The organism is Sphingopyxis sp. J-6, from assembly GCF_046603995.1.
GTDB lineage: Bacteria > Pseudomonadota > Alphaproteobacteria > Sphingomonadales > Sphingomonadaceae > Sphingopyxis.
In genome coordinates this window covers 1664997-1689150 of the sequence record NZ_CP145810.1, presented here as the reverse complement: position 1 = coordinate 1689150, position 24154 = coordinate 1664997, and the positions used below count along the sequence as shown (strand labels likewise).

Annotated in this window: 22 protein-coding genes and 2 tRNA genes; 10 read left to right on the top strand and 14 right to left on the bottom strand. The window is 62.4% G+C overall.

All coding sequences use genetic code 11. The features are described from left to right. Positions 1 to 348: 348 nt before the first annotated feature. The 4 genes from V6U71_RS08050 to V6U71_RS08035 all read right to left on the bottom strand — a co-directional run bounded on the left by V6U71_RS08050 (position 349) and on the right by V6U71_RS08035 (position 7341). Positions 349 to 813, bottom strand: coding sequence for a GIY-YIG nuclease family protein (locus V6U71_RS08050; protein WP_411341757.1), 465 nt, complete (start codon positions 811 to 813; stop codon positions 349 to 351). After that, positions 813 to 5720: a DEAD/DEAH box helicase gene (locus tag V6U71_RS08045; RefSeq protein ID WP_411341756.1), complete on the bottom strand. Its 4908-nt coding sequence runs from the start codon at positions 5718 to 5720 to the stop codon at positions 813 to 815. The genes V6U71_RS08050 and V6U71_RS08045 overlap by 1 nt, the downstream gene beginning before the upstream one ends. A gap of 118 nt (positions 5721 to 5838) precedes the next feature. Continuing rightward, positions 5839 to 7071: a tyrosine-type recombinase/integrase gene (locus V6U71_RS08040; RefSeq protein WP_411341755.1), complete on the bottom strand. Its 1233-nt coding sequence runs from the start codon at positions 7069 to 7071 to the stop codon at positions 5839 to 5841. 196 nt (positions 7072 to 7267) lie between these two features. After that, positions 7268 to 7341: transfer RNA gene (locus V6U71_RS08035), tRNA-Gly, on the bottom strand. Positions 7342 to 7514: 173 nt separating this feature from the next. On the opposite strand from V6U71_RS08035, the gene dinB reads away from it, so the two are divergent. Next, entirely contained in the window at positions 7515 to 8576 is a 1062-nt protein-coding gene (gene dinB, locus V6U71_RS08030; protein ID WP_411342324.1) for a DNA polymerase IV, read from the top strand. Here the strand turns inward: dinB and V6U71_RS08025 are convergent. Continuing rightward, positions 8569 to 9000, bottom strand: a complete 432-nt coding sequence (locus V6U71_RS08025; RefSeq protein WP_411341754.1) for a hypothetical protein — start codon at positions 8998 to 9000, stop codon at positions 8569 to 8571. The two genes, dinB and V6U71_RS08025, sit on opposite strands and share 8 nt — an antisense overlap. An 86-nt stretch (positions 9001 to 9086) precedes the next feature. Continuing rightward, the gene (locus tag V6U71_RS08020; RefSeq protein ID WP_411341753.1) at positions 9087 to 10679 is read right to left on the bottom strand and encodes a peptide chain release factor 3; all 1593 of its coding nucleotides are present in this window, start codon (positions 10677 to 10679) and stop codon (positions 9087 to 9089) included. Positions 10680 to 10744: 65 nt separating this feature from the next. On the opposite strand from V6U71_RS08020, the gene V6U71_RS08015 reads away from it, so the two are divergent. From V6U71_RS08015 to V6U71_RS08005, 3 genes are all read left to right on the top strand, one after another. After that, complete coding sequence (locus V6U71_RS08015; RefSeq protein WP_411341752.1) at positions 10745 to 11398, top strand: hypothetical protein; 654 nt, start codon at positions 10745 to 10747, stop codon at positions 11396 to 11398. 295 nt (positions 11399 to 11693) lie between these two features. Then, the gene (locus V6U71_RS08010) at positions 11694 to 12398 is read left to right on the top strand and encodes a hypothetical protein (protein ID WP_411341751.1); all 705 of its coding nucleotides are present in this window, start codon (positions 11694 to 11696) and stop codon (positions 12396 to 12398) included. 151 nt (positions 12399 to 12549) lie between these two features. Further along, positions 12550 to 13350, top strand: coding sequence for an enoyl-CoA hydratase-related protein (locus V6U71_RS08005; protein ID WP_411341750.1), 801 nt, complete (start codon positions 12550 to 12552; stop codon positions 13348 to 13350). 119 nt (positions 13351 to 13469) lie between these two features. On the opposite strand, the gene V6U71_RS08000 is transcribed toward V6U71_RS08005, so the two are convergent. From V6U71_RS08000 to V6U71_RS07990, 3 genes are all read right to left on the bottom strand, one after another. Further along, positions 13470 to 14072, bottom strand: coding sequence for an HD domain-containing protein (locus tag V6U71_RS08000; RefSeq protein ID WP_411341749.1), 603 nt, complete (start codon positions 14070 to 14072; stop codon positions 13470 to 13472). A gap of 71 nt (positions 14073 to 14143) precedes the next feature. Continuing rightward, positions 14144 to 14854, bottom strand: coding sequence for a hypothetical protein (locus V6U71_RS07995; protein WP_411341748.1), 711 nt, complete (start codon positions 14852 to 14854; stop codon positions 14144 to 14146). Then, positions 14838 to 15353: a hypothetical protein gene (locus V6U71_RS07990; protein ID WP_411341747.1), complete on the bottom strand. Its 516-nt coding sequence runs from the start codon at positions 15351 to 15353 to the stop codon at positions 14838 to 14840. Before V6U71_RS07990 ends, V6U71_RS07995 begins: the two co-directional genes overlap by 17 nt. 194 nt (positions 15354 to 15547) lie before the next feature. Here V6U71_RS07990 and V6U71_RS07985 point away from each other — a divergent pair, with 194 nt between their 5' ends. Further along, positions 15548 to 15994, top strand: a complete 447-nt coding sequence (locus V6U71_RS07985; protein ID WP_411341746.1) for an RrF2 family transcriptional regulator — start codon at positions 15548 to 15550, stop codon at positions 15992 to 15994. 40 nt (positions 15995 to 16034) lie between these two features. On the opposite strand, the gene V6U71_RS07980 is transcribed toward V6U71_RS07985, so the two are convergent. From V6U71_RS07980 to V6U71_RS07970, 3 genes are all read right to left on the bottom strand, one after another. Continuing rightward, a complete protein-coding gene (locus tag V6U71_RS07980) occupies positions 16035 to 16274 on the bottom strand; it encodes a hypothetical protein (RefSeq protein ID WP_411341745.1) in 240 nt (79 codons plus the stop codon). A 444-nt stretch (positions 16275 to 16718) separates the two neighbouring features. Then, positions 16719 to 16794 (bottom strand) — tRNA-Ala (locus tag V6U71_RS07975). Between the two features lie 119 nt (positions 16795 to 16913). Next, on the bottom strand, positions 16914 to 17237 hold the full coding sequence (locus V6U71_RS07970; RefSeq protein WP_054725994.1) for a TIGR02300 family protein: 324 nt from the start codon (positions 17235 to 17237) through the stop codon (positions 16914 to 16916). Positions 17238 to 17362: 125 nt separating this feature from the next. Here V6U71_RS07970 and aroA point away from each other — a divergent pair, with 125 nt between their 5' ends. The 5 genes from aroA (at position 17363) to V6U71_RS07945 (ending at position 22327) form a co-directional block, all read left to right on the top strand. Next, complete coding sequence (gene aroA / locus V6U71_RS07965) at positions 17363 to 18706, top strand: 3-phosphoshikimate 1-carboxyvinyltransferase (RefSeq protein ID WP_411341744.1); 1344 nt, start codon at positions 17363 to 17365, stop codon at positions 18704 to 18706. Between the two features lie 103 nt (positions 18707 to 18809). Continuing rightward, a complete protein-coding gene (locus V6U71_RS07960; RefSeq protein ID WP_411341743.1) occupies positions 18810 to 19337 on the top strand; it encodes a hypothetical protein in 528 nt (175 codons plus the stop codon). After that, on the top strand, positions 19337 to 19969 hold the full coding sequence (locus tag V6U71_RS07955; RefSeq protein WP_411341742.1) for a (d)CMP kinase: 633 nt from the start codon (positions 19337 to 19339) through the stop codon (positions 19967 to 19969). The genes V6U71_RS07960 and V6U71_RS07955 overlap by 1 nt, the downstream gene beginning before the upstream one ends. Before the next feature lie 170 nt (positions 19970 to 20139). Then, positions 20140 to 21852 carry a 30S ribosomal protein S1 gene (rpsA, locus tag V6U71_RS07950; RefSeq protein ID WP_054587432.1) on the top strand — a complete coding sequence of 571 codons (1713 nt, stop codon included), beginning with the start codon at positions 20140 to 20142 and terminating at the stop codon, positions 21850 to 21852. A 196-nt stretch (positions 21853 to 22048) separates the two neighbouring features. Continuing rightward, positions 22049 to 22327 (top strand): integration host factor subunit beta, encoded by a 279-nt coding sequence (locus tag V6U71_RS07945; RefSeq protein WP_054587431.1) that lies wholly within the window; start codon positions 22049 to 22051, stop codon positions 22325 to 22327. A 100-nt stretch (positions 22328 to 22427) separates the two neighbouring features. On the opposite strand, the gene V6U71_RS07940 is transcribed toward V6U71_RS07945, so the two are convergent. Next, positions 22428 to 23195, bottom strand: coding sequence for an ABC transporter permease (locus V6U71_RS07940; RefSeq protein ID WP_054587430.1), 768 nt, complete (start codon positions 23193 to 23195; stop codon positions 22428 to 22430). Next, positions 23192 to 24133, bottom strand: coding sequence for an ABC transporter ATP-binding protein (locus V6U71_RS07935; protein WP_054587429.1), 942 nt, complete (start codon positions 24131 to 24133; stop codon positions 23192 to 23194). Before V6U71_RS07935 ends, V6U71_RS07940 begins: the two co-directional genes overlap by 4 nt. Positions 24134 to 24154 lie beyond the last annotated feature (21 nt).

Below are 24154 nucleotides of genomic sequence, written 5' to 3'. Positions count from 1 at the left end.
GTCGTCCCATTCTTCCAGATTGGTTCTGAACGAGAAATCCGCAGGCTGGGCCAAAAGCGAACCGCGCGCCAACCGCCGCAGTATTGCCTCACTGGCGTTATCCCTCGCTGTACATCGCTGGATTTCTTCGGTGGAATATTCCAGCGGGTCGTGTTTCAGATAGGCCTGCATGACCAACTGAAGCGCCTCTCGCGATGATATCCATCGCCCCGGTTCGATATGCGGCTCGACTCCAACCGGCCGCACGCAAGGGAGTGTTTGCATCCCGCCACCTTAGGAACAATTCGTGAACAGTCAAGCCCGTTCACTTTTGTTCGCCTGTCATGCTGCGCCGCAATCGACTCCAAGTCAGCTCGTCGTAAATTCAGAAAGTGACGTGCCCAATCGGAGCGCGGCATAAAGCTCGAAAAGGTGCTGCTCTAAGGGGCACTCGATTTCGACATAGCGAAGGCGCATCTGCCCGATTTGGTGCCGCTGGCGGTCAAACTCGGCTTTGAACGCGGCATCTTGCATCAGGTTCGCGCGGGAGCCTTCCGGGCGATAGGTCGCTTTCAATTCTAGAGACTGGCGAGCGCGCTTGAAGGCAAAAGACGCGGAATGGTGGCTGTCGGCGGTATGCGCCCTCACGCGCCCCTGTAGATTGCGCGTCCGGCCGGTATGGCACGGGTTTCCGTCCGCGTCGTAAAAGACGTAGATCGCGTGAAGCCCTTTCCAATCGGCTCTCGCCTTCATTTCCAAAGGCTCGCAGCGCATCAGCTGGCCGAAAAGCTGCGGCATCCGGTCAACGGCCTCATAGAAGCGCGTCTCGCTCATCAATCGATCTCCAGCTTCGGCAGCCCGCGCACGATCCTCATCGTCTCCAGACTAACCGTGATGACCCGCTGGAACAGCAACAGCGGATAGGCAGGGTCGCCCACCGTCTCGATGGCGTAGCGGTTCGCATCGTTGACAATACCGCTTGCCTTGTCCGTCTTGACGCACTGGCGTTCCATCACCCATTCAAGCGCGGGCTTGCCGTTGACCACATAGTCATAGGCCTCCACCGGAATGCCGGTGATCGTGATGCGCGGATTGTAATGCACCACCGTCTTGTCGAGATTGGGGCGCTTGCCGCCGAATTTCATTTTCTCGACGCGATAAAATTGCGCCGGGTCGGGGATATTGGCCAGCCGCAGATCGCCCTCTGCGATGGTGACGGGGAACGGTTCGGCGCTGTCGAAATCGCAATGCAGATCGCCTAGCCGCCGCCCGGCCTCGACAAAAGACCAAAAGTCCGCTGCCTTTTTGACGGCCGGGATGCGCGGCAATTGCTTGGACAGATTGTCGGCAAAGCGGGCGCGGTAATCCTCGCTGTGCAGCAGGCCATACACATAATGGAACAGGTCATCCTTGGTGATGACTTCGCCGGGGTAGACGGTTTGGAAATGGGCCAGCCCTTCATCGGTAATGGCGTCTCGCCGCCCGCCCGATGCAACTGGCGCGGCGGCGAACAGCGCGCCTTGTGGAGCATCGTCCGCCGGTTCAGCTTCACCGTCATACAGAAAGCGAGGGAAGCATTGGCCCTTCTCGATATTGTCGAGGCTAGGAAGTGATGCGTTCATAAGGACCGAAAACTCGCGTGCACCCACTCCAGCGACTTGTATCACTCGATTGGCCGCCGCCTCGCCCATTGGAAAGATGCGGGGCATTAGCAGCACCCTCTCATTGAAGGTGCGGCTGTAGTAGAGCCATTGGCGGGTAAAAGGACGATAAAGGCTGGGCGTCATGCAGCTTGCGTCCAACGCAAATGCTTTACCCTTCGCCAGATCAGCCTTCAGATTTACAGTCCAGCTGATTTTTTCCGGGTCGGTGTCGATAAAGGCATCCACTGCCGCGCCGCGTGCCTTGCGGTCGGCTTGGGGGTGCGCGGCGTCGAACCTCGCGAGCTCCGCGTTATAGACATCAATCATCGCGTTCATATTCTGCATCACGGCGTTGCGGCTGGAATTAAAGCACCACGCATCGCGGTTTGTGCTGACGCCCAATGAGAAATTGTCGAACAGCTTTGCGCCGTCACCTTTCTTGTCGCCTAATGACAGGAAGGCATCAAACGCCTTGTCGCGCTGCCCCAGCCAGTCGCCATGCTCGTCCGGCGTGATCGCCTGCCAGCCGTTCGCGGCGGTGATGCCGCCGATGCTGCCGAACCGGGCTATGGTCTCTAATTTGTCCTCGCGCGTCAGATAGTCGCCGATGTCGTGGAACCGGATTTGGCCGTGGTCGGCGGCTTCGGGATTCTTCACTAGCAAGGCGATGGCAACGGGCGTGCGACTACCGCTCCCAAATATCTTACCTCCCTCGCGGCGGGATAGTTCGCCAGAGGTGCGCTGATTCCCCCGCAAGTGAAACACATAGAGGCTCGAAAACTCATCGGTCAGGCATTGGCGCAATCCGTCAGCTGTGTTGGCGTCAAGCCATCCGGCGTTGGAAACATAGGCCACCACGCCAGCATCGCCGATCCGGTCACTCGCCCAGCGGATCGCGCGGATATAGCTGTCATACAGCCCCTTAGCCAAAGTCGCAGTCGATCGCTTTGCGTATGTTTCTTCGATCCGAGCGTCGAGCTGGGGATATTCGACATTTGCCGCATTGTCGTTGGCGCTGCCTTGCCCCACCGAATAGGGCGGGTTGCCGATGATGACCCGGATATCCAGTTCCTTCTGCCGCGCACGGCGATGGCTGTTGTCGGGCATCAGCTCGGCCAGCATGTCCTTTTCCTGCTCGTAAAGCTGGAATGTATCGGTCAGACAGATGCCGCCGAACGGCTGATAATCGCCGCCGGACAAGCTGTGATAGACCGCCTCGATATTGATCGCCGCGATATAATAGGCCAACAGCACAATCTCGTTGGCGTGGATTTCATGGGCATATTTGTGCGCCAACTCGTCCGGCCGGATCAATCCCGATTGCAACAGGCGGGTGATGAAGGTGCCGGTGCCGGTGAAGGGGTCCATGATATGCACCCCCTTGCTGCCAAGGGTCTGCCCAAATTCGGATTGCAGCACCTCGTTTACCGAATGGATGATGAAATCCACCACCTCGACGGGCGTATAAACGATGCCCAGTTTTTCGCGGAGCTTCGGAAAAGCCTTCGCAAAGAATTTGTCGTATAGTTCGAGAACGATTTTTTGCTTGGCCCCGGCGTCGTCAATACCCGCCGCGCGCCGTTTCACGCTGTCATAGAAGCGCTGGAGACTGTCGACCTCCTTATCCAGCCGATGCTCGTCGAGCGCCTCCAGCACCCCTTCCATCGCTTTAGAGACAGGATTATTGCGGGCGAAGCTGTAACCCTCGAACAGCGCGTCGAATACCGGCCGGGTGATCAAATGCTGCGCCAGCATCTCTATGGCCTCGCCAGTGGTAATGCTGTCATTCAGGTCATCCTGAATCTCGGCAAGGAAAGCGTCGAATGCGGCGCGTTCGGGCGTGTCGGGTTTTTCGACCAGTGAGGTGATGCGCGTGATATGCGTCTGGGCAATCTTGGCGATATCGCCCGCCCAATCCTCCCAATAATCGCGGCGGCCGCATTTCTTGACGATCTTCGCCATGATGGCGCGCGAAAATTCGTCGAACACAAATTCGGTCTGGCTTTCCCCGCCACCGCGCGGGGCGCTGTCGCCATCGCCGCGTTCGCCATCATCGCCGCCCGAGCCCCCGCTGCCGATATGATCGCCGCCGCCTTGCTTCGCCTTTGCGGCAGGCAGCTTGTTGCTGACCGCGACCACCTCGATATGGTCGCTGATATCGACGCCAAGGTCCGCCTGATTGAGCCGCGCGTCGAAACGCTCGTCGTGGCTGCGAAGCGCGTTCAAGATTTGCCACACCACGCGATAACGCTCGTTATCGTCCAGCGCCTGTTCGGGCGTCACACCGGCGGGAACACCGATCGGCAGGATGACATAGCCCAGCTGCTTACCCGGCGCGCGGCGCATCACGCGCCCGACCGACTGCACCACGTCAATCTGGCTCTTGCGCGGGTGCATAAACAGGATGGCGTCGAGCGCGGGCACGTCCACGCCTTCGGACAGGCAGCGGGCATTGGACAGGATGCGCGCCACGCCTTCGCCCGCATCCTCTTTCAGCCAGTCCAGATGCACATTGCGCTCTTTTGCGCCCATGGTGCCGTCTACATGGTGCAACTGGCATTCCAGCACGGCGGCGTCGCCCATGGCGTCCTGCCCCTCGTCCGACGCCAGATACTCGTCCACAACCTTCGCAAATTCGCTGCGAACCAGTTTGGACGCGGCGATATCGCGACAAAAGGCAAGCGCGCGGCGCATCGGCTGGGCGTCGGTCAGCAGCTCGTCTTTCAGACCGTTCTTGGTCAGTGCCTTGTAACAGCCGATGATCTTGGTCGCGTCGTCGAGCTTCAATTCGGTGCCGCCGTCGGCCAGCCGGTGCTGCACACCGCCCGATACCATGGCCTCGTCCACAGCTAGCACCAGCACTTTGTAATCGGTCAGCAGGCCTTTCTCGACCGCCCATCCGAAGCCGCGCGTGAACAGCGTTTCGCCGTAAAGCGCCGGGTCGTCCATTGATGCCAGTTCGGCCGATGCCTCGCTGGCCTTAGCCTTTACCCCTTCGCCGAACACGCGCGGGGTCGCGGTCATATAGAGGCGTTTCCGGCCGCCGATGAAATCCTGATTATGGACTTTGACGAAATTGCTTTCGTCCTCGCCCGCCAAGGTCGCGCCGGTCGTGCGGTGTGCCTCGTCGCAGATGATCAGGTCAAATTCGGGGAAGCCGTGCCGCTTTTGCGCGTCGCTGATAACCTGAATCGACTGATAGGTGGAAAACACCACGGTCATCCGGTCGGCGGCAAGCGCATGGGCGCGGCTGGCCAGTTTCGCGGCATTGGTCGTCGCGGGATAATCCAGATCGTGCAGTTCGACCTCGGCCACATCGTCGGCATCGCGGCGGCGCTTGCCCACCTGCACGTCGGAACAGACCGCATAGGACCGCAGCGGGGTCGCGCTGTCGATTGTCCATTCGCGGATCGTCTGGCTCATCAAGGCGAGCGACGGCACCAGCACCAGCACGGTCTTCCCCGGCCCGGCCATCGTTTCGGCAATTTTCAGCCCGGTGAAGGTCTTGCCGGTGCCGCACGCCATGATCAGCTTGCCCCGGTCCGCCTCGGCCAGCCCGGCTTGCACGGCAGCGAGCGCATCCTGTTGGTGCGGCCGGAGCGCCTTGGGCGCGGCGACCTTGATTTCCTCGCGCTGGAACCATGCCGCCCAATCAATCGGGCTTTCTTCCAGCCGGTCCAGCCCGATGCGGGTAACGTTCAGGTCATCCAACAAGGCCTCGGCATTGCTGCTCCACGGTGCCCCCGTGGTGTCGAACACCAGCCCGCGCGAAAAATGCCGCGTCGCGCCGCTGGCAAGGAAGCTGTCGATATCGCCTTTCTGGATGCGATAGCCTTCCGCATAGAATTTGCACTGGATCGCGCAGAAGCTGTCCTCGCCGCGAATCTTGGCGACCAGATCGATGCCGATATCCTTGCCGTCGAGCCGCTGGGCCTTGGCCCAGTCGGTGAAGGTCCACACGTCCTCATATTCCTGGGCCATGCCCGGATCATGCTTGATGAACGCCAGCGCGAGCCGCTCGAAATAGGTGCCCTTCTCGCGTTCGGTCTTTGCGGCTGCACGATATTGCGCCAAAAGCTGGCGAAGCGGTGTAGTCATATGTGGCAGGCTCCCCGTCTAAGCCTCAGTGCCTAAACGGGAACCGCTTTCTGGCCAACATTTTCGTCGCCAGTTCGGAACAGTTTTCCGGGATGGATCAAATAGCGGCCAGTCAGGGCTATACGGTTGCCCGACCGTGGAGCGGGACGATATCCGCACCCTTCCGCATTTGATCAAGATAGTCGCTCCACCATTGCGCCATTTCAACTCTTTCCTGCCAGTGCGCGCCCCGATGGTAGGCTGCCCGCACCTTGTCGCTGTCGCCGTGTGCAAGTGCGCGCTCGATAGCATCCGGATGCCATTTTCCGGACTCGTTGAGCAATGTTGAAGCCATTGCCCGGAATCCGTGCGCGGTCATTTCGTCGCTAGAGTATCCGAGCCGCCGCAATCCGGCATTGATCGTGTTTTCGCTCATTGGGCGCTGGCGCGTTCGGATAGACGGGAACACATAGCCGACCGGCCCGGTGATGTTATGGATTTCGCGAAACAACGCGACCGCTTGGCGGGAAAGAGGGACGCGATGATCCTTCCGCATTTTCGTTTTCGCGGCCGGTATGGTCCACAGGGCCCCGTCGAAGTCAATTTCATCCCATAGGGCATGTCGCAGTTCCCCCGGCCGCACGAAAACGTGAGGGGCCAGCTGCATTGCCAATTTGGTCAGCCCATAACCCTCATAGCCATCTATCGAGCGCAACAGTTCACCGACGCGCTTGGCCTCAGTGATGGCGCCATAGTGGACGACACGCGGGGCAGTCAGCGCACCGCGAAGGTCGCGCGTCGGGTCCGACCGAAGCCGTGCCGTCGCGATAGCGTATCGAAATACCATGCTCGCAAGCTGCAATGTCCGCCGCGCGCTTTCCAGATTGCCGCGCCGCTCGATCTTGCGGACTGCCTCCAGCACGTCGGCGGGCTCAATCTCGTTGATCGGCATCCGGCCAATTGATCCGCGCAACTGGCTCAACAGATACTCACTCCGCGTCGCCGTTGCGGGAGCCCAGCCATTGTCGCCGTCGCGCTTTCGCTTGTCGCAATATTCTTCGGCAATTCCGGCAAAGCTGTTGCCCGCCATCGCCCGCGCTTGGAGAATATCGCGCTGTTTCTCGCGCGAAGGGTCTTTGCCCGCCGCGATCAGTTCGCGCGCATCGTCCCGGCGGCGACGCGCCTCGCTCAAGCTGACCTCGGGATAGGTGCCAAGCCCCAACTTCTTTTCGCGCCCGTCGATCCGATATTTGAGCCGCCACAGTTTCCCGCCGCTTGGCTGGACCAAAAGGAACAGGCCCAGCGAATCACCCAGCTTGAACGGCTTGGCCTTCGGCTTGGCATTACGGATCGCCACGTCTGTCAGGGCCATAAATCAGCGCCTTTCCCACCGTGGCCCCCAGATGGGGCCACTCCCATTCATCCCGTGGCCCCCGGCCCCCAATGTGGCCCCCATCAATCGGCGGCTAACACTGGACGGAAACGAACAGCAACGGTCGGACAAGCGCAGAAATACGCCAACTTGCGCGACATTTCCAGACGCAAATGAACAGCAATGCATGAGAAATTGGAGCGGGTAGCGGGAATCGAACCCGCCTAGCTAGCTTGGAAGGCTAGAGCATTACCACTATGCTATACCCGCATCGCCAAGGTCGGCGGCGATTGCCATTTTGCCCGCCCGCCGTCAAGCGCGCGCATCGCATATCGTTTGAGAACATTTCGGCAACATGCTAAACTCCATTCGTGAAAGATGGCGAAGACCAGCCTGAGGACGACGGTGCGGACGTTCCGGTTCGCAAGATTATCCATGTCGATATGGATGCCTTCTATGCATCGGTCGAGCAGCGCGACGATCCTGCGCTGCGCGGCAAGCCCGTCGCTGTCGGCGGCTCCTCGCGGCGCGGCGTCGTCGCGGCGGCGAGCTATGAGGCGCGCAAATTCGGTGTCCGGTCGGCGATGCCCAGCATCACCGCGAAGCGCCAGTGCCCCGGCCTGATTTTCGTGCCGCCGCGCTTCGAGGTCTATCGCGACATCTCGCACCAGATCCGGGCTATCTTCCGCGACTATGCCGACGAGGTCGAACCGCTCTCGCTCGACGAAGCCTATCTCGACGTCAGTCGGGACAAGGCAGGCCTTGGCAGCGCGACCGCTGCCGCACGGCTGATCCGCCGACGGATTCGCGAGGAGACCGGACTTACCGCCTCCGCCGGGGTTTCGTACAACAAGTTCATCGCAAAACTTGCCTCGGACCAGAACAAGCCGGACGGCCTCACAGTTGTCCCGCCCGGCAAGGGCGCCGCTTTCGTCCAGACTCTGTCGATCCGCCGCTTCCACGGCATCGGCCCGGTGACCGCAGCGAAGATGGAAGGGCTCGGTGTCTTCTCCGGCGCCGACCTTGCGGCGAAGGATATGGAATGGCTCGCGGCGCATTTCGGCAACAGCGCCGACTGGCTCCATCGTCTTGCGCGCGGGATCGACCATCGCCGCGTCAAGTCGAACCGGCCCTTGAAGTCGCTGGGCGGCGAGCGCACCTTCTTCAACGACCTGATCACCGACACCGAAATTCGCGAGGCGCTCGCGCATGTCTCCACGGTCGTCTGGGACCGCGCGGCGAAGAAGGGCGCGCGCGGGCGGACGGTGACGCTGAAGCTGCGCTACGCCGATTTCCGGACGATCACGCGGGCAAGATCGGTCCCGTCGCCCATCCTCGACGGCGCGGGCCTGCTGGCTGCGGGCGAAGCGATCCTCGCGCCGATGCTGCCCACCGAACAGGGCATCCGCCTGCTCGGCGTCACGCTCAGCAAGTTCGAGGGTGAAACCGACGACGAAGAGGACGGCGCCGCCGCGGCGCCCGCCGACCTGCTCAGCCTTATTTGACGACAGCGGGCGCGAAGCGCTGCATCGCGGCCTTCATCTTCGGCGACAGCGAAGCCAGGCTGCAGCGCATCAGCGTCTCGTCGGTCTCCTGGATTTCGTCGCGGAACGGCGCGCCGACGCGATAAAGCGCCCGGTCGATTCCGGCCGGCTTGATCCGGAAATAGCCGGCACCGTCATAGCCCCCGAACTGCATCTGGGTGAACCCGTCGGCCACTGCGCGCGCCTGCGTGATCGGCTCCAGCTCGGCCGCGGGGCCCATGGTACCGCCCGGCCCGTAATAATAGAGCGCGCCCCAGCGCGAACCGTCGAAGACATAGCCGTGATGGACGCTCGCGCATTTTTCGGTGTCGTTGGTCCAGAAGCCCGGGACGATCGGCAACTCGATCGTCGCTGCCGCCGCCACGCCCGGCATAGTGCCTGCCATCGCGGCAAGCGCCAAAATCCATCCGCGCATCGATATCCCCACCCTTGCCGAAACCGGCGTCATGGTGGCGAAAACGCGGGCGGCAATCAACCCGCGTCGGCGAAAACGCGTTCCTTTGTCGCGGTGAAGCGGATCGCAGGGTGGCGCTGCGTCACATAGCCGACCTCCCACGCATCCTTCGCCATGAACACCGGCGCGCCATCGCGGTCGGTGGCGCTGGCGCCGCGATGGTCGGCCTGAAACGCCTTCAGCGCCGCGGCATCGTCGCTAGCGATCCAGCGCGCGGTGTCCCACGGCGACTGCTCGAGCTTCGCCTCGACCTTATATTCGGCGTCGAGGCGGCTGATCAGCACTTCGAGCTGCAACTGGCCGACGACGCCGACGATCATGTTCGAGCCGATTTCGGGGTAGAAGACCTGGATGATCCCCTCCTCCGCCATGTCGTCGAGCGCCTTGCGGAGCTGCTTGGTCTTCGTCGGATCGACGAGCGCGACGCGGCGCAGGATTTCGGGCGCGAAGTTCGGCAGTCCGGTGATCGTGATGTCGGTGCGCTCGGACAGCGTATCGCCGACGCGCAGCGTGCCGTGGTTCGGGATTCCGATGATGTCGCCGGGATAAGCCTCTTCGGCCATTTCGCGGTCCTGCGCGAGGAACAGCATCGGGCGGCTGATCGCGATCGCCTTGCCCGTGCCGCCCTGCATCAGCCGCATGCCGCGCTCGAACTTGCCCGAGCAGAGCCGCATGAAGGCGATGCGGTCGCGGTGCGCGGGGTTCATGTTCGCCTGAACCTTGAAGACGAAGCCGGTCACCGCGTCGTCGTCCGGGCGCACCGGTTCAGGTTCGGCGGGCTGCGGCTGCGGCCCCGGCGCGTGGTTGGCGAGCGCCGAAAGCAGGTCGACGACGCCGAATTCCTTGAGCGCCGACCCGAAATATACGGGCGTCAGGTCGCCATTACGGTATGCGGCGGCATCGAAGGGCGCGTAACAGGCCGACGCCAGTTCGGTTTCTTCCTTCAGCAGCGCGAGCGCGCGCTCCGAAAGCTCCGCCGCCAGCGCTGCGTCATCAAGCCCCGAGACTTTGGCGCGGTGCCCCTCGTACATCCGCGAGGCGTCGCCGCCCGGTCGCATGATTGCCGGGTCGGCGAGGTCATAGATCCCTTCGAACTGTCCGCCCATGCCCGCAGGCCAGTTCATCGGGCAAACGTCGAGCGCCAGCCGGTCGGCGACCTCGTCGAGCAGCTCGAACGGCGGCAGACCCTCGCGGTCGACCTTGTTGATGAAGGTGATGATCGGCACCGAGCGCAGACGGCACACCTCGAACAGCTTGAGCGTCTGCGGCTCGATACCCTTGGCGGCGTCGATCACCATCACCGCGCTGTCGACCGCGGTCAGCGTACGATAGGTATCCTCGCTGAAATCCTCGTGCCCCGGGGTGTCGAGCAGGTTGAAGATGAGGCCAGCGTGCTCGAAGGTCATCACCGACGAGGTGACCGAAATCCCGCGCTGCTGTTCGATCTTCATCCAGTCGGAGCGCGCGCGGCGGGCCGCACCACGCGCCTTGACCTCGCCCGCAATATGGATCGCGCCGCCCGCGACGAGCAGTTTCTCGGTCAGCGTCGTCTTGCCCGCGTCGGGGTGCGAGATGATGGCAAAGGTGCGGCGGTCGGGGTGCTTGGACATGGCGCGGGCGGTTAGCAGGTGGCGTGAGATGTGGAAAGGGCTGGCGTCCCTGCGCCAATGACCGCATGATCGCCACCATGCGCACCCTGCTCCTCGCCGCCGCCCTGATCGCCGCGCCCGCCGCGGCGCAGGATTCGCCCTTCGTCGGCGAATACAGCCTCGCCGAAGGCCCCGACGTCGGCGGTGGACTGCTCATCCGGAACGATGGCCGCTTCCAGTACATCCTCGCCGCGGGCGCGCTCGACGAGCGCGCCGAGGGGCGGTGGGAAGCGCGCGGCGACGCCATCTGCCTGTTTACCGAGCCGAAGCCGGTGCCGCCCGCTTTCGAAAAGGCCGAACCGGTCGAAGTCGACGGTACGATCCCGACGCTGTTCGTCAGTTGGCCGAACGGCAGGGGCATCGCGGGTGTCGATTTCACCATCGGCTTCGACAGCGGCGATCCGGTCGAGGATTACACGCAGGATTATGGCTGGACGCTGCCCGAAGACGAAAAGCGCATCCCGCGCTGGGTCGAGGTCCGCGAGCCGATCTACGACGTTACCGCCCCCCGCTACGAGCTGACCGATGCCGACGGCGGCAAGCTGCACGTCAACCTGATTCCCAATGATATGGGCGTCGTTGCCTTTGACGGCGCGTGCCTGAAAGCTGGCGAAGATGGCCGCACGGTCCTCCACCGGACCGACGGCCAACTGCGCTTTCGCAAGCTGGGGGCCGAATAGCGCGCTTGAAGCCTCAAAAGCCCCGCACGTACGCATCGAAACCGTGTCCTTTGCGGCTTTAAGGCGACAAAGGATACGCACAGGCGTGTCGAAACTGTCTCCTTTGTCGCTTCAAGCCCGGTTCGCGGACAGCCGGCGATATCAAAGAACCGCCCCGAGGCTGGCACGGCATACCATTGTAGGACAACGATTTTTGACGAGTCACCGATAGCCGCTTTGGGGTGGAAAGGGGCGTTAAGATTTAAAATCCTATAAGGCGGCTGAATTGGGAAACCCATCAGTTGGGATAAATAAAATGCAGCGGCGATTCAGCACAGCGTTTGTATCCATCCTTGCAATGACCTTTACGGTCTTCACCGTGTCGGCAGAAACGACCCGAACTCCCTCGATTTTCTACAATAGCTCAGCGGAAGCTGTTCGGGATTTTGATTCATTCCCGCAATCGCATCCCTCGTGCGCCATCTGGACCAACTGGCAAAAGGTTTGTTCGCGAACTGGAAAAAATCGTGAACTGCACTGCAAAAAAGCCGCGGTCCAAATCCGCCCATCAAAGGTGTTTTGTGCGGCGGAATATGAGGGTGGTCTTGGCGGACCTCGCAGCGATGCCCCAGCGCTAGAGCAGGCTTCATTTTTGCGATTCTGTAATGTGCCTGACGGATTTTCAGGATCTTATTCTGAGCGTCTTGAATATTGCGATTGGCAACCCGATCGCCCGTTCAACGGGCGCCGATTGGCAGAACTAAAGCACCCTTGGTGCGAACGCTGGGTGAAAATACCCCATCTACGACCCACCAAAGAACGGCCCGGCGACCCCGGCGCATATTATTGTGCCAAGCGCTCAATTCCGTCTTGGTGTGATTGGGCTGACGGGATGGGACAAGGACCTCAAATTGACTCTAAATCTAGGAACGAAGAAATCTTACCCGTCCGTTGGAGTTCCAAATCACAGTTCATGCATCAGACATTCTGCCGCCGCGTCTCGGCAAATTCCTTGCCATAGACCTAGCATTGATCACCACGGAAGAGTCCGCAACCGGTCAACGTCGGCCGATACCCTCCCCATCCCTCTTGCGCTTGTCCGGCAAATCGGTCACAACTTTACGTGAACGTAAAGGTAAAGACCAAAGCAGAGCCGAGAGGATTTCTTCCCCATGACCACCCCGACCTTCGAAACGATCAAGCTCGATATCGCCGACCATGTCGCGACGCTCACGCTCAACCGCCCCGAGCGCCTCAATTCGATGCCCCCCGCAATGGCAGACGAAATCCGCGAAGCACTCGATTATCTGCCGGTGCTGGGCGCGCGCGCATTGTTGATCACCGGTGAAGGGCGCGGCTTCTGCTCGGGCGCCGACCTTGGCGGCGACCGCACGGCGTCGGCGGTCGGCGGCGGCGCGAACAGCCGCAAGGCGCTCCGCAACCATTACAACCCGATGCTGCTTGCGCTGGCCAATCTCGACATTCCCGTCGTCACCGCGGTGAACGGTCCGGCGGCGGGCGTCGGCTGCAGCTTTGCGCTCTCGGGCGACTTCACCCTCGTCGGCAAGAGCGGCTATTTCCTCCAGGCCTTCGTCAACATCGGCCTCGTCCCCGACGGCGGTTCGTCGTGGCTGTTGCCGCGCCTCGTCGGCGTGCCGCGCGCGCTGCAGATGATGATGCTCGGCGAAAAGATTTCGGGCGACCAGGCCGCCGACTGGGGCATGGTCTATAAATGCGTCGACGACGCCGACTTGCTCGCCGAAGCGAAGACGCTTGCCGCGCGCCTCGCATCCGGACCGACGGTCTCGCTCGGCACGATGCGCAAAGTCCTCCGCGCGGGGCTGTCGCAGAGCTTCTCCGAAACGCTCGACGCCGAGGCGATGGGACAGTTTATCGCCGGCAACAGCGAAGACGCGGTCGAAGGCGTGCTGGCCTTCCAGGAAAAGCGCAAGACCGCGTTCAAGGGGAAGTGAGCTTCGGTTAGATATGCTCGTCACCCCGGCGAAGGCCGGGGTCTCGTCCCAGGTTTATGAAGCCGACGGTGAGACCCCGGCCTTCGCCGGGGTGACGATCTGGTTAGGTGCAGAGGGATTTACTCCGCCGCTTCCTCGACCATCACCTTTTTGTAGATGCTCGCCTTGGGATAGGAACAGAGCCGCTTCACCATCGGTTCGAAAAACTCCAGCGGTTCGCTGTCGTAATCGGGATCGAACGCCGGCGCGTCATATTTTTCACAGAATTCGGCGCACGCGCCATAATAGGGATGATCGCGGAACTGATCGCGCATGTCGCGGTCGAGCCCCAGATAGTGGAAGAAATAATGGCCCTGGAAGATGCCATGGTGCTGGACGATCCACAGATTTTCCTCTGACAGGAAAGGTTTGAGGATCGCCGCCGCGACGTCGGGGTGGTTGAACGCGCCGAGCGTGTCGCCGATGTCGTGGAGCAGCGCCATCACGACATATTCCTCGTCGCGGCCATCCCTGTGGGCACGCGTCGCGGTCTGCAGGCAATGCTCGAGCCGGTCGACCGGAAAGCCGCCATAATCGCCGCCGAGCAGCTTCAGATGCTCGAGGATGCGCGCGCCGTTGCCCGGCGCGAATTCCTTTTGCTCGCGCGCGATGATGTCCCAGTCCTGCTGCGTTCCGTCGATCATCGAGCGGAATTTGGCGTGGTCGTGCGTCATCTCGTTCATGGCAGCCTCTCCTATTTTGAGGCTCAGCCTACGTCATTCGTTTCTGAATGCAACCTTGTCCGCATTCCTGCTCATTCGGGTGCGTAGGTGACGCCATATTTTAGGGCCTCGTCGAGCGTCAGACAGCGGCGGGTCGATTTGTCTTCGGCGGTCGCGACCGCCTGCTGCTGATACATGACGTCGGTCAGCAATTTGCGCGAGACCCCCATCTTGATCAGGAAATCATTGTCCTCGCTCGCCAGCAGGGCCGAATCCTGTTCGATGCCGCCGATCAGTTCGCGCGTCGCGTCGGTTCCCATCGCAACGCTCATGTCGATCGTCGACCGATCGCCGGTGCGCGTGAACATATGGACCATGAAAACGCCGCCCGGATCGATGACCCGCGGCAAGCCGCCCATGAACACGAAATTGCACGCGCTGAAACAGGTCCAGCCGGTCGGCACCCGGGTCAATATGCCCGGATTGCTGCGGATGATGCGGCCGGCCGTATTTCCGGCGCGCGCATCGCCGCCCGGCGAACGCAGCCAGATTTCCTCGACGTCGGGATTCGCCTTCAACGCGGCGGAGAGCCGGTCGGGCAGCCCGGAATCGATCCGGCCTTCGGCGAGCATCACCTTCATGCGGCCGCGCTTCTCGACCTTCAGCGTCATGGTCGGATTCGCCGACCAGTTCGGATTGAGCGGACAGGTCGGATTCGCGGGATCGATATCGGTCGCGGCGGTCAGTCCCGCGAGCGCAACGACCGACAGCGCCAGCCGGAAAAGTTTAGGCCGCAAGGACATAGCGCGTATCGTCCGGCCCCTTGCACATGCGCTTGGTGACCTGCGTCTCCTCGCCATCAACGATGACGAAATCATTGACGTTCATGCATTTGCGCCCGCCCTTCTCGGTGTTGATCGACGCCACCGTCGATGACCCGCTGACTTCGGGGCGAGTTTCGCTCGTCCAGCTTGCGGTTGCGCCAACCTTTTCGCCGCGCGTCACCTCCTCGGTCGCAGCGGCCGCTTGCACCTGTTCGCCCGGATCGAGCCGGCAGGCGATCGCATCGGTCAGCGTGCCGCTGACCTCGGCGATCGGCACATAGCTGTAGACACCGGCTTTGCTCGCGACGTCGCCGACGGCGTCGTTCAGGACATTGCCGAGGATATTCCGGCCGATGCCGCTGCCCTTCTTGCCCTTGGGGCAACCGCCATTATCGTCTTCGCTCGGCTTCGGCGCCGGCGTCGTCACCTTGCGGAGCAATCCGCCGAACTGTGCCTGCGCGGGTGCGACCGCGAGCATGCATGCTGCCAGAACTGCCGGAACTGCCAATATTTTGCGTGTCATCCGCTTCACCCCAAATTGCTGCCCTGATCGGGCGACAGGCGGCCCTCTTATTCCGCCCTGATGCCACCCGCTGTGATTTTCATCAACTCTTGCCGAAATCTCATCCAGACAGGTTGAATTAAAGCTGAATATGTCACAGTACCACGGTCATGCTGTCGCAGAAGACCCGCTATACGATCCGTGCCTTTCAGCATCTTGCCGATCATTGGGGCAAGGGGCAGGTCCAGCTTGCGGATATTGCGGAAGCGCAGAATATCCCGCCGAAATTCCTGACGGTGATCCTGTCGGAAATGGCGCGCGAAGGGCTGCTGATTTCGCAGCGCGGCCGCGACGGCGGCTATCAGCTCGCCTTGCCGCCGATCGATATCAGCTATGGCGACCTTGTGCGGCTCACCCGCGGATCGCTCGCGCTTGTTCCCTGTGCCGCGCGCAATGCGCACGAACATTGCAAGAATTGCCTGCCCGAGGCGGAATGCCGCCTGCGCAGCCTGATGCTGAGAGTACGCGACGATACGGCGTCGATCCTCGACCGGATCTCGCTGGCGGATCCCATCAAGCTGGAGCCGCTTTTCGAAACCGAAGAGGCGACGCAGTAACCCACGCCGCCTCTACGGGATCGCTACCCGATCTTCGTTGTCAGGGGCTGACGGGATCGTTTTTCTTGTTGTCGTCGACAACGAAGCCGATCGCGATGATACCGGCGATCAGACCGGCGAGGCCGATCAGCCAGCTCGACTTGCCGCCGAATTCGTTCTGGCCGTCCACGGCCGACGTCGCGCGCGCGCCATCTATCGCGGTTGTGGCCGACGCAGCCACCGGTGCCGCTATCATCGAAATTGCCGCGACAGAAATCGCGGCCTTGCCGAGCAGGTTCATATATCCTCCATGGGGAACTGGTCCGTGAAGGACAGCAACGAACGCCATCGCCGATCGATCCCGCCCGGCCACCCGATGGGCAACGGTTCAGCGGCTAATTCGAACGGCTTGGGGGAATATGACAGCAGTGCGCCGCGATCGACCGCCCTTTCCTGCGCCCGATGCAATGAAGGGCCGCCCTCCCGGACGACCCTTCCATTGTCTTGCCTGACGCGGACAGCTTAGCTCAGCCGGGCCCCCGCAAGGAAGGCCATGCTCGTAATTCCTGCCGCACCGGGCACTGGACAATGAGACATTCGACCACCTCCTTTCGCTTGTTGACGATAGAAGGAATGTGGGCAGTGCGCGCGCGTTGCGCAAGAGGGAAATGCCGGGCGGCAGACCAGCGAGGCAACGGCCGGATAATTATGGGAGAAACGGCGCTCCGGCGCCGATATCTAAAAATGGTGGAGCCTAGCGGGATCGAACCGCTGACCTCTACAATGCCATTGTAGCGCTCTCCCAGCTGAGCTAAGGCCCCGTGCCATTTTGCGGGTCGCCCTGGGTGGTGCGACCGGGACGCCGCCTTTACCAGCGCACGTCCGTTATGCAAGGGGCCAAATGCATCCTGCGATGCTTTTTTGGCCCCTCACCAAAAAATCAGCTTTCGTCGTCGTCGTCGTCAGCCGTGGCGACGCCCAGATCGTCGTCGCCGCCGAGGTCGACGTCATTGTCCGGCGAATCGCTGTCCTCGTCGACATCGACGTCCAGATCCAGATCCTCGTCGACGCCTTCTTCCTTGACGACCTTGCCGGGCTTCTCGACTTCTTCGAACGGCATCGGCTGCTTCGACTTCAGAACCGATTCCGGGATCCAGGCATAGCCGCAGTTGATGCAGCTTACCGGATCATCCTTGGTCAAATCATAGAATCGCGTGGCGCATTTCGGGCAGCTACGCTTCGTGCCCCATTCAGCCTTCACCATAAACGCCTCATAACCTTCTGGAAACTGGATATAAATATCGGAAAAGCGACGCTAGCTGAATAGCTATCCGTCAAATCGGCGTGCGCCTTGCCAGATTGCAAGGCCGCTGTCAAAAGCCGCTCGTCATGACCGATCAAAACGCCTCGCCGCGCAGCTTTTCCGCTTCCGTTCCGCTCCAAGGCAGGATCGCGATTCCGGGCGACAAGAGCATTTCGCACCGCGCGCTGATGTTGTCGGCGCTGGCCATCGGCGAAAGCCGGGTCACCGGTCTGCTGGAGGGGCATGACGTTCTCGCCACCGCCGCCGCAATGCGCGCGATGGGAGCGGGCATCGAACGCCGCGACGATGGCGAATGGCGTATCCATGGCGTCGGCGTCGGCGGGCTGCTCCAGCCGCGCGAGGCGCTCGACATGGGGAACAGCGGCACCTCGACGCGGCTGCTGATGGGGCTTGTCGCCAGCCACCCGATCACCGCGACCTTCACCGGCGACGCCAGCCTGTCGGGGCGCCCGATGGGGCGCGTCATCGAGCCGCTCTCGCAGATGGGCGCCGACATCGACGCCTCGCCGGGCGGCCGCCTGCCACTGATGGTGCGCGGCCTCGCGCCTGCCATTCCCCTCGCCTACCGCCTGCCGATGGCGTCGGCGCAGGTGAAGAGCGCGGTGCTGCTCGCCGGGCTCAACACCCCCGGCGTCACCGAGGTGATCGAGCCGGTGCCGACGCGCGACCATAGCGAGCGCATGCTGCGCGGCTTCGGCGCCGACCTTGCAGTCGAAACCGACGCCGACGGTACGCGCCATATCCGCATCGTTGGCGAGGCCGAACTGAAACCGCAGACGATCGTCGTTCCCGGCGATCCCTCGTCCGCGGCATTTTTCATCGTCGCGGCGCTGATCGTGCCCGGTTCGGATATCACCGTCGCCAATGTCGGCCTCAACCCGACGCGCGCCGGGCTGATCGAGGTGCTGCAGGCGATGGGCGGGGACATCGAACTGCTCGATGCCCGCGACGTCGGCGGCGAACCCGTCGCCGATCTCCGCGTCCGCCACAGCGCACTCAAGGGCATCGACGTCGATCCCGCCGTAGCCCCCAGCATGATCGACGAATTCCCGATCCTGTTCGTCGCCGCCGCTCTTGCCGAAGGACGCACCGTCACGACCGGCCTCGACGAATTGCGCGTCAAGGAAAGCGACCGGCTGGCGGTAATGGCGACGGGTCTCAAGGCGATCGGCGCGCGCGTCGAGGAAAGCGAGGACGGGCTGATCATCGACGGCACCGGCGGCGACCCGCTGCCCGGCGGCGCAACCATCGCCGGTCATCTCGATCACCGCATTTGCATGAGCTTTGCCATCGCGGGTCTGGTCAGCACCACGCCGGTAACGGTCGACGACATGGCCCCTGTCGCAACCAGCTTTCCCGATTTCGAGGTGCTGCTCGCAGGATTGCAAGGGGCCGCCGGCGCACCATGAGCGCCGGCTCCGTACAAAATCTCGTGTGTGATCAATGTCATCGACACCGTCACCATGACGAGGCAAGCTGCGGCCGGATGCAACGACCAAGGAACCCGATGCGATGAAGATCATGCCCGCCGCCCTCACCCTCGCGCTGTTCGCCAGCGCTTTTGCGAGCCCGGCGCATGCCGACGAGCGCCTTGCCGACCCGTTCGATCGCGCCGACGCGAGCTTCTCGCGCTATCCGCTCAACCTGCCCAGCACGCCGCAAGCGATCGGGCGGCTGACCAACGGCGATTCCTGCGACGATGACGGCCTCGCCTGCGAGTGGGAAGACCCCGACGGCGTCGTCCATATCTTCGCCGGCGACATCCTTGCGATCAAGATCGTCGATGCGAAGGCGCTCGGCGCCCGCGACATTCCGGCGCTCGGGATCGGCCCCGCCCGCACCCGCAGCGCGGTACTGGCGAAGGTGCGCGCCTTTCTGCCCGAGATTCCGGTCGACTGCCTCGAACCCGGCAAGGCAGGGCAAGGCAACGGCATCGCCTCATGCGAAGGTTCGTTCGCCAATGGCGGCTGGTTCAAATTGCTGTTCGGCCCGGACAGCAGACTGATGAGCGCGCGCATCGACGCGTTCCAGATCGACTGATGATCATTGCCGTCGACGGCCCGACCGCATCGGGAAAAGGCACGATCACCAAAGCGCTCGCCGAGCATTTCGGCGTGCCCGTGCTCGACACAGGATTGCTCTATCGGGCCGTCGGCTATCAGACGCAGCTCAATCATGGCGACGCCGATGATGCCGCAGACGCGCTCGCCGCCTGCGATTTTCCCGACAGCCTGCTGGGCGATCCGGCGCTGCGTTATGAAACGACCGGCGGCCTCGCCAGCCGGGTATCGGTGCACCCGGCGGTGCGCGCCGCGCTGTTCCAGCGCCAGGTCGATTTCGCGAACCAGCCCGGCGGCGCCGTGCTCGACGGCCGCGATATCGGCACCGTCATCGCGCCGCACGCCGACGCCAAGCTGTTCGTTACCGCAAGCCCCGAAGTTCGCGCGCAGCGCCGCTTCGCCGAGATGCAGAAGCGCGGCGTCAACGTAACCTATGATGCCGTGCTCGCCGACATCCATGCGCGCGACGCACGCGATACCGGGCGCGCCGATGCGCCGCTGCTGCGTGCCGCCGATGCGGACTTGCTCGATACGGGCGATTTGACTATAGGCGACGCCGTCCAACGGGCGATAACGCTGGTTGAGGCACGGACAGGCCGCCGCTCCACCTGAGCGTCGGGCGTGATGGGGTTCACCCGTCGCGCCCATTTTGCTTTGCCCGTGCTTCGCTTTCGTGCCGCTTCGCGGATGTTCTGCATCGCATCCGGCGGGCAGGACGGATCGGCCACAAGACCAGCGGACCCAACCGCTTGGCCGGAACAATGAAGTAAGGAAGAACAACCATGGCCACTACGGCTTTCCCGACGCGCGACGATTTCGCCGCGATGCTCGATGAATCGCTTGGTGGTGCCGACGGCGGCTTTGAAGGCCGCGTCGTCAAGGGCACCGTAACCGCGATCGAAAACGACCTGGCAGTGATCGACATCGGCCTGAAGAGCGAAGGCCGCGTGCCGCTTCGCGAATTCGCGATGCCGGGCCAGAAGGCCGACCTCAACGTCGGCGACGAAGTCGAAGTCTATGTCGACCGCGTCGAAAACGCCAATGGCGAAACCATGCTGTCGCGCGACCGTGCTCGCCGCGAAGCCGCCTGGGACCGCCTGGAAGAAGAATTCAACAAGGAAGCCCGCGTCGAAGGCGTCATCTTCGGCCGCGTCAAGGGCGGCTTCACCGTCGACCTCGGCGGCGCCGTGGCGTTCCTTCCGGGTTCGCAAGTCGATATCCGCCCCGTGCGCGACGTCGGCCCGCTCATGGACCTGCCGCAGCCCTTCCAGATCCTCAAGATGGATCGCCGCCGCGGCAACATCGTCGTGTCGCGCCGCGCCATCCTCGAGGAAACGCGCGCCGAACAGCGTTCGGGCCTGATCCAGAACCTCGAAGAAGGCCAGATCATCGAAGGCGCGGTCAAGAACATCACCGATTACGGTGCGTTCGTCGACCTCGGCGGCATCGACGGCCTGCTCCATGTCACCGACATGAGCTACAAGCGCGTCAACCACCCGAGCGAAGTCATCAACATCGGTGACACCGTCCGCGTCCAGATCATCCGCATCAACCGCGACACGCAGCGCATCAGCCTCGGCATGAAGCAGCTCGAAAGCGATCCGTGGGAAGGCGTCGCCGCCAAGTACCCCGTCGGTGCGAAGCTGTCGGGCACCGTCACGAACATCACCGATTACGGTGCGTTCGTCGAACTCGAACCCGGCATCGAAGGCCTGGTCCACGTCAGCGAAATGTCGTGGGTCAAGAAGAACGTCCACCCCGGCAAGATCGTTTCGACCAGCCAGGAAGTCGACGTCATCGTCCTCGAAGTCGACAGCGACAAGCGCCGCATCTCGCTCGGCCTCAAGCAGGCCCAGTCGAACCCCTGGGGTGCGTTCGCCGAAGAACATCCGGTTGGCTCGGTCGTCGAAGGCGAAGTCAAGAACGCGACCGAATTCGGCCTGTTCATCGGCCTGCCCGGCGACGTCGACGGCATGGTCCACATGTCGGACATCGCGTGGGGCATCTCGGGCGAAGAAGCGCTGCACCTCCACCGCAAGGGCGAGAATGTGCAGGTCGTCATTCTCGACGTCGACGTCGAGAAGGAACGCATCAGCCTCGGCATCAAGCAGCTTGAAAAGGGTGCTCCGGCCGTTGGCGGCGGCGTTGCCGCAGCCGGTTCGCTGAAGAAGAACGACATCGTCACCGTCTCGGTCCTCGAAGTCCGCGACAACGGCCTCGAAGTTCAGGCCGGCGAAGACGGTGCGACCGGCTTCATCAAGCGCGCCGACCTTGGCCGCGACCGCGACGAACAGCGCGCCGAACGCTATCAGGTCGGCCAGAAGTTCGATGCGATGGTCATCGGTTTCGACCGCTCGAAAAAGCCGAACTTCTCGGTCAAGGCGATGCAGATCGCCGAAGAGAAGGAAGCCGTTGCACAGTACGGTTCGTCGGACTCGGGTGCGTCGCTTGGCGACATCCTCGGCGAGGCGCTGAAGGCCGGCAAGAAGGACTGATCCTCCTGCCGCCGTCAGGCGAAACAAAAGGCCCGCAGAGTGTCCCTCTGCGGGCCTTTTTGCTGCCGCGATATATTTTGACCGGATAATGATTCATGATAGTCTCCGCACCGCGTTGGGAGGGGTCTCACGCAAGCAAGCCGGCAACGACCGGATAGCCTGCATCCGCGGGGTGCGTGATAATTAGGGGAAGCTCATGATCCGGTCGGAACTGGTTCAAAAGATCGCAAGCGAAAACAGCGACCTGCGCCTTGAGGAGGTCGAGCGCATCGTCGATGCCTTTTTCGACTCGATCGTCGATCAACTCGCCTCTGGCGGTCGCGTCGAACTGCGCGGATTCGGGGCGTTTTCGACCCGCAGCCGCGAATCGCGCACCGGCCGCAACCCGCGCACGGGCGCACCCGTCGCGGTGAAGGCCAAGGCGGTGCCCTATTTCAAGCCCGGCAAGGAAATGCGCGAGCGGCTGAACGACTGAGGTCGCGGCCCCCAACGTCATTGTGAGCGCAGCGAAGCAATCTCCAGCTGTCGAACTGGAGATTGCTTCGCTGCGCTCGCAATGACGGCAATTGAAAAACTCAGTTCTTCAGCCGGTATCCCGTCCGGAACATCCAGAAGATCACCGCGAGGCACAGCGCGAGGAACAGCGAAACCGCGCCCATGCTGACGCCGATCCCGACGTCGCCCTGCCCGAAGAAGGTCCAGCGAAACCCGCTGATCAGATAGACCACCGGATTGAACAGCGTGATCGTCCGCCACGCCGCCGGCAGCATGTCGAGCGAATAGAAAGCGCCGCCCAAAAAGGTCAGCGGGTAGATGACGAGCATCGGGATCACCTGAAGCTGCTCGAAGCTCTGCGCCCAGATGCCGATGATGAAGCCGAACAGGCAGAAGGTAACCGCCATCAGGACCATGAACGCCGCCATCAGCAGCGGGTGCGCGATCTGGACATCGACGAAGAGATGCGCGGTCGCGAAGATGATCGCGCCGATGATCACCGATTTCGTCGCCGCGGCGCCGACATAGGCGACCAGCAATTCGAGCGGCGACATCGGCGCCGACAGCATCTCATAGATCGTCCCGGTCCATTTCGGCATATAGATCCCGAAGCTGGCGTTGCTGATGCTTTCGGTGAACATCGTGAGCATCATGAGGCCCGGCACGATGAACGCGCCATAGGGGACATTGCTGACCTCGGTCATCCGGCTGCCGATCGCCGAGCCGAAGACGACGAAATAGAGCGCGGTGGTGATCACCGGCAGCATCAGGCTGGTCCAGAAGGTCCGGCCGAAACGCGCCATTTCGAACTGATAGATCGCGCGGATGCCGCGAAAATTGGAAATCATGCCGCTTGCTCCGCTTTGGTCTCGTGCACCAGCCCGACGAAAATATCCTCGAGCGAGCTTTGCTTCGTATTGAGGTCCTTGAACTGGATGCCAAGGTCGCTCATCCGCCGCAGCAGCGAGGGAACCCCCGTCGCCTCGGCCTGGCTGTCGAATTCATAGACGAGCTCATGCCCCTCCCCCGCGAGCGCGAGGTTCCACTGCGCCAGGTCGGCGGGAACCGCATCCAGCGGCTCGGCGAGGTTGAGCGTCAGCGTCTTGCGGCCAAGCTTCTTGATCAGCGCATTCTTCTCTTCGACGAGGATCAGCCGCCCCTTGCTGATCACCCCGACGCGGTCGGCCATTTCCTCGGCCTCCTCGATATAATGGGTGGTCAGGATGATCGTGACGCCGCGCTCGCGCAGCCCGCGGACCATATTCCACATGTCGCGGCGCAGTTCGACGTCGACGCCGGCGGTCGGCTCGTCGAGGAACAGGATTTCGGGCTCGTGGCTGAGCGCCTTGGCAATCATCACGCGGCGCTTCATCCCGCCCGACAATTCCATGATCTTCGACCCGCGCTTGTCCCACAGCGACAGGTCGCGCAGCAACTGCTCGATGAAAGCGGGATCGCGCGGCTTGCCGAACAGCCCGCGCGAGAAAGTCACCGTCGCCATCACCGTCTCGAACGCGTCGGTGTGCAGTTCCTGCGGCACCAGCCCGATCATCGTCCGCGCGGCGCGATAATCGCGGGCATGGTCATGCCCGGCGACGGTCACCGTTCCGGCGCTGGGCGTGACGATCCCGCAAACGATGCTGATCAGCGTCGTCTTGCCTGCCCCGTTCGGGCCGAGCAGCGCGAAAATCTCTCCCTTCGCGATATCGAGATCGACGCCCGCGAGCGCCTGATGGCCGCTCTTATATGTCTTTCCGAGACCGGAAATGCTGAGGACTGTTTCCATGGCGCCGGTGTCTAACCGACA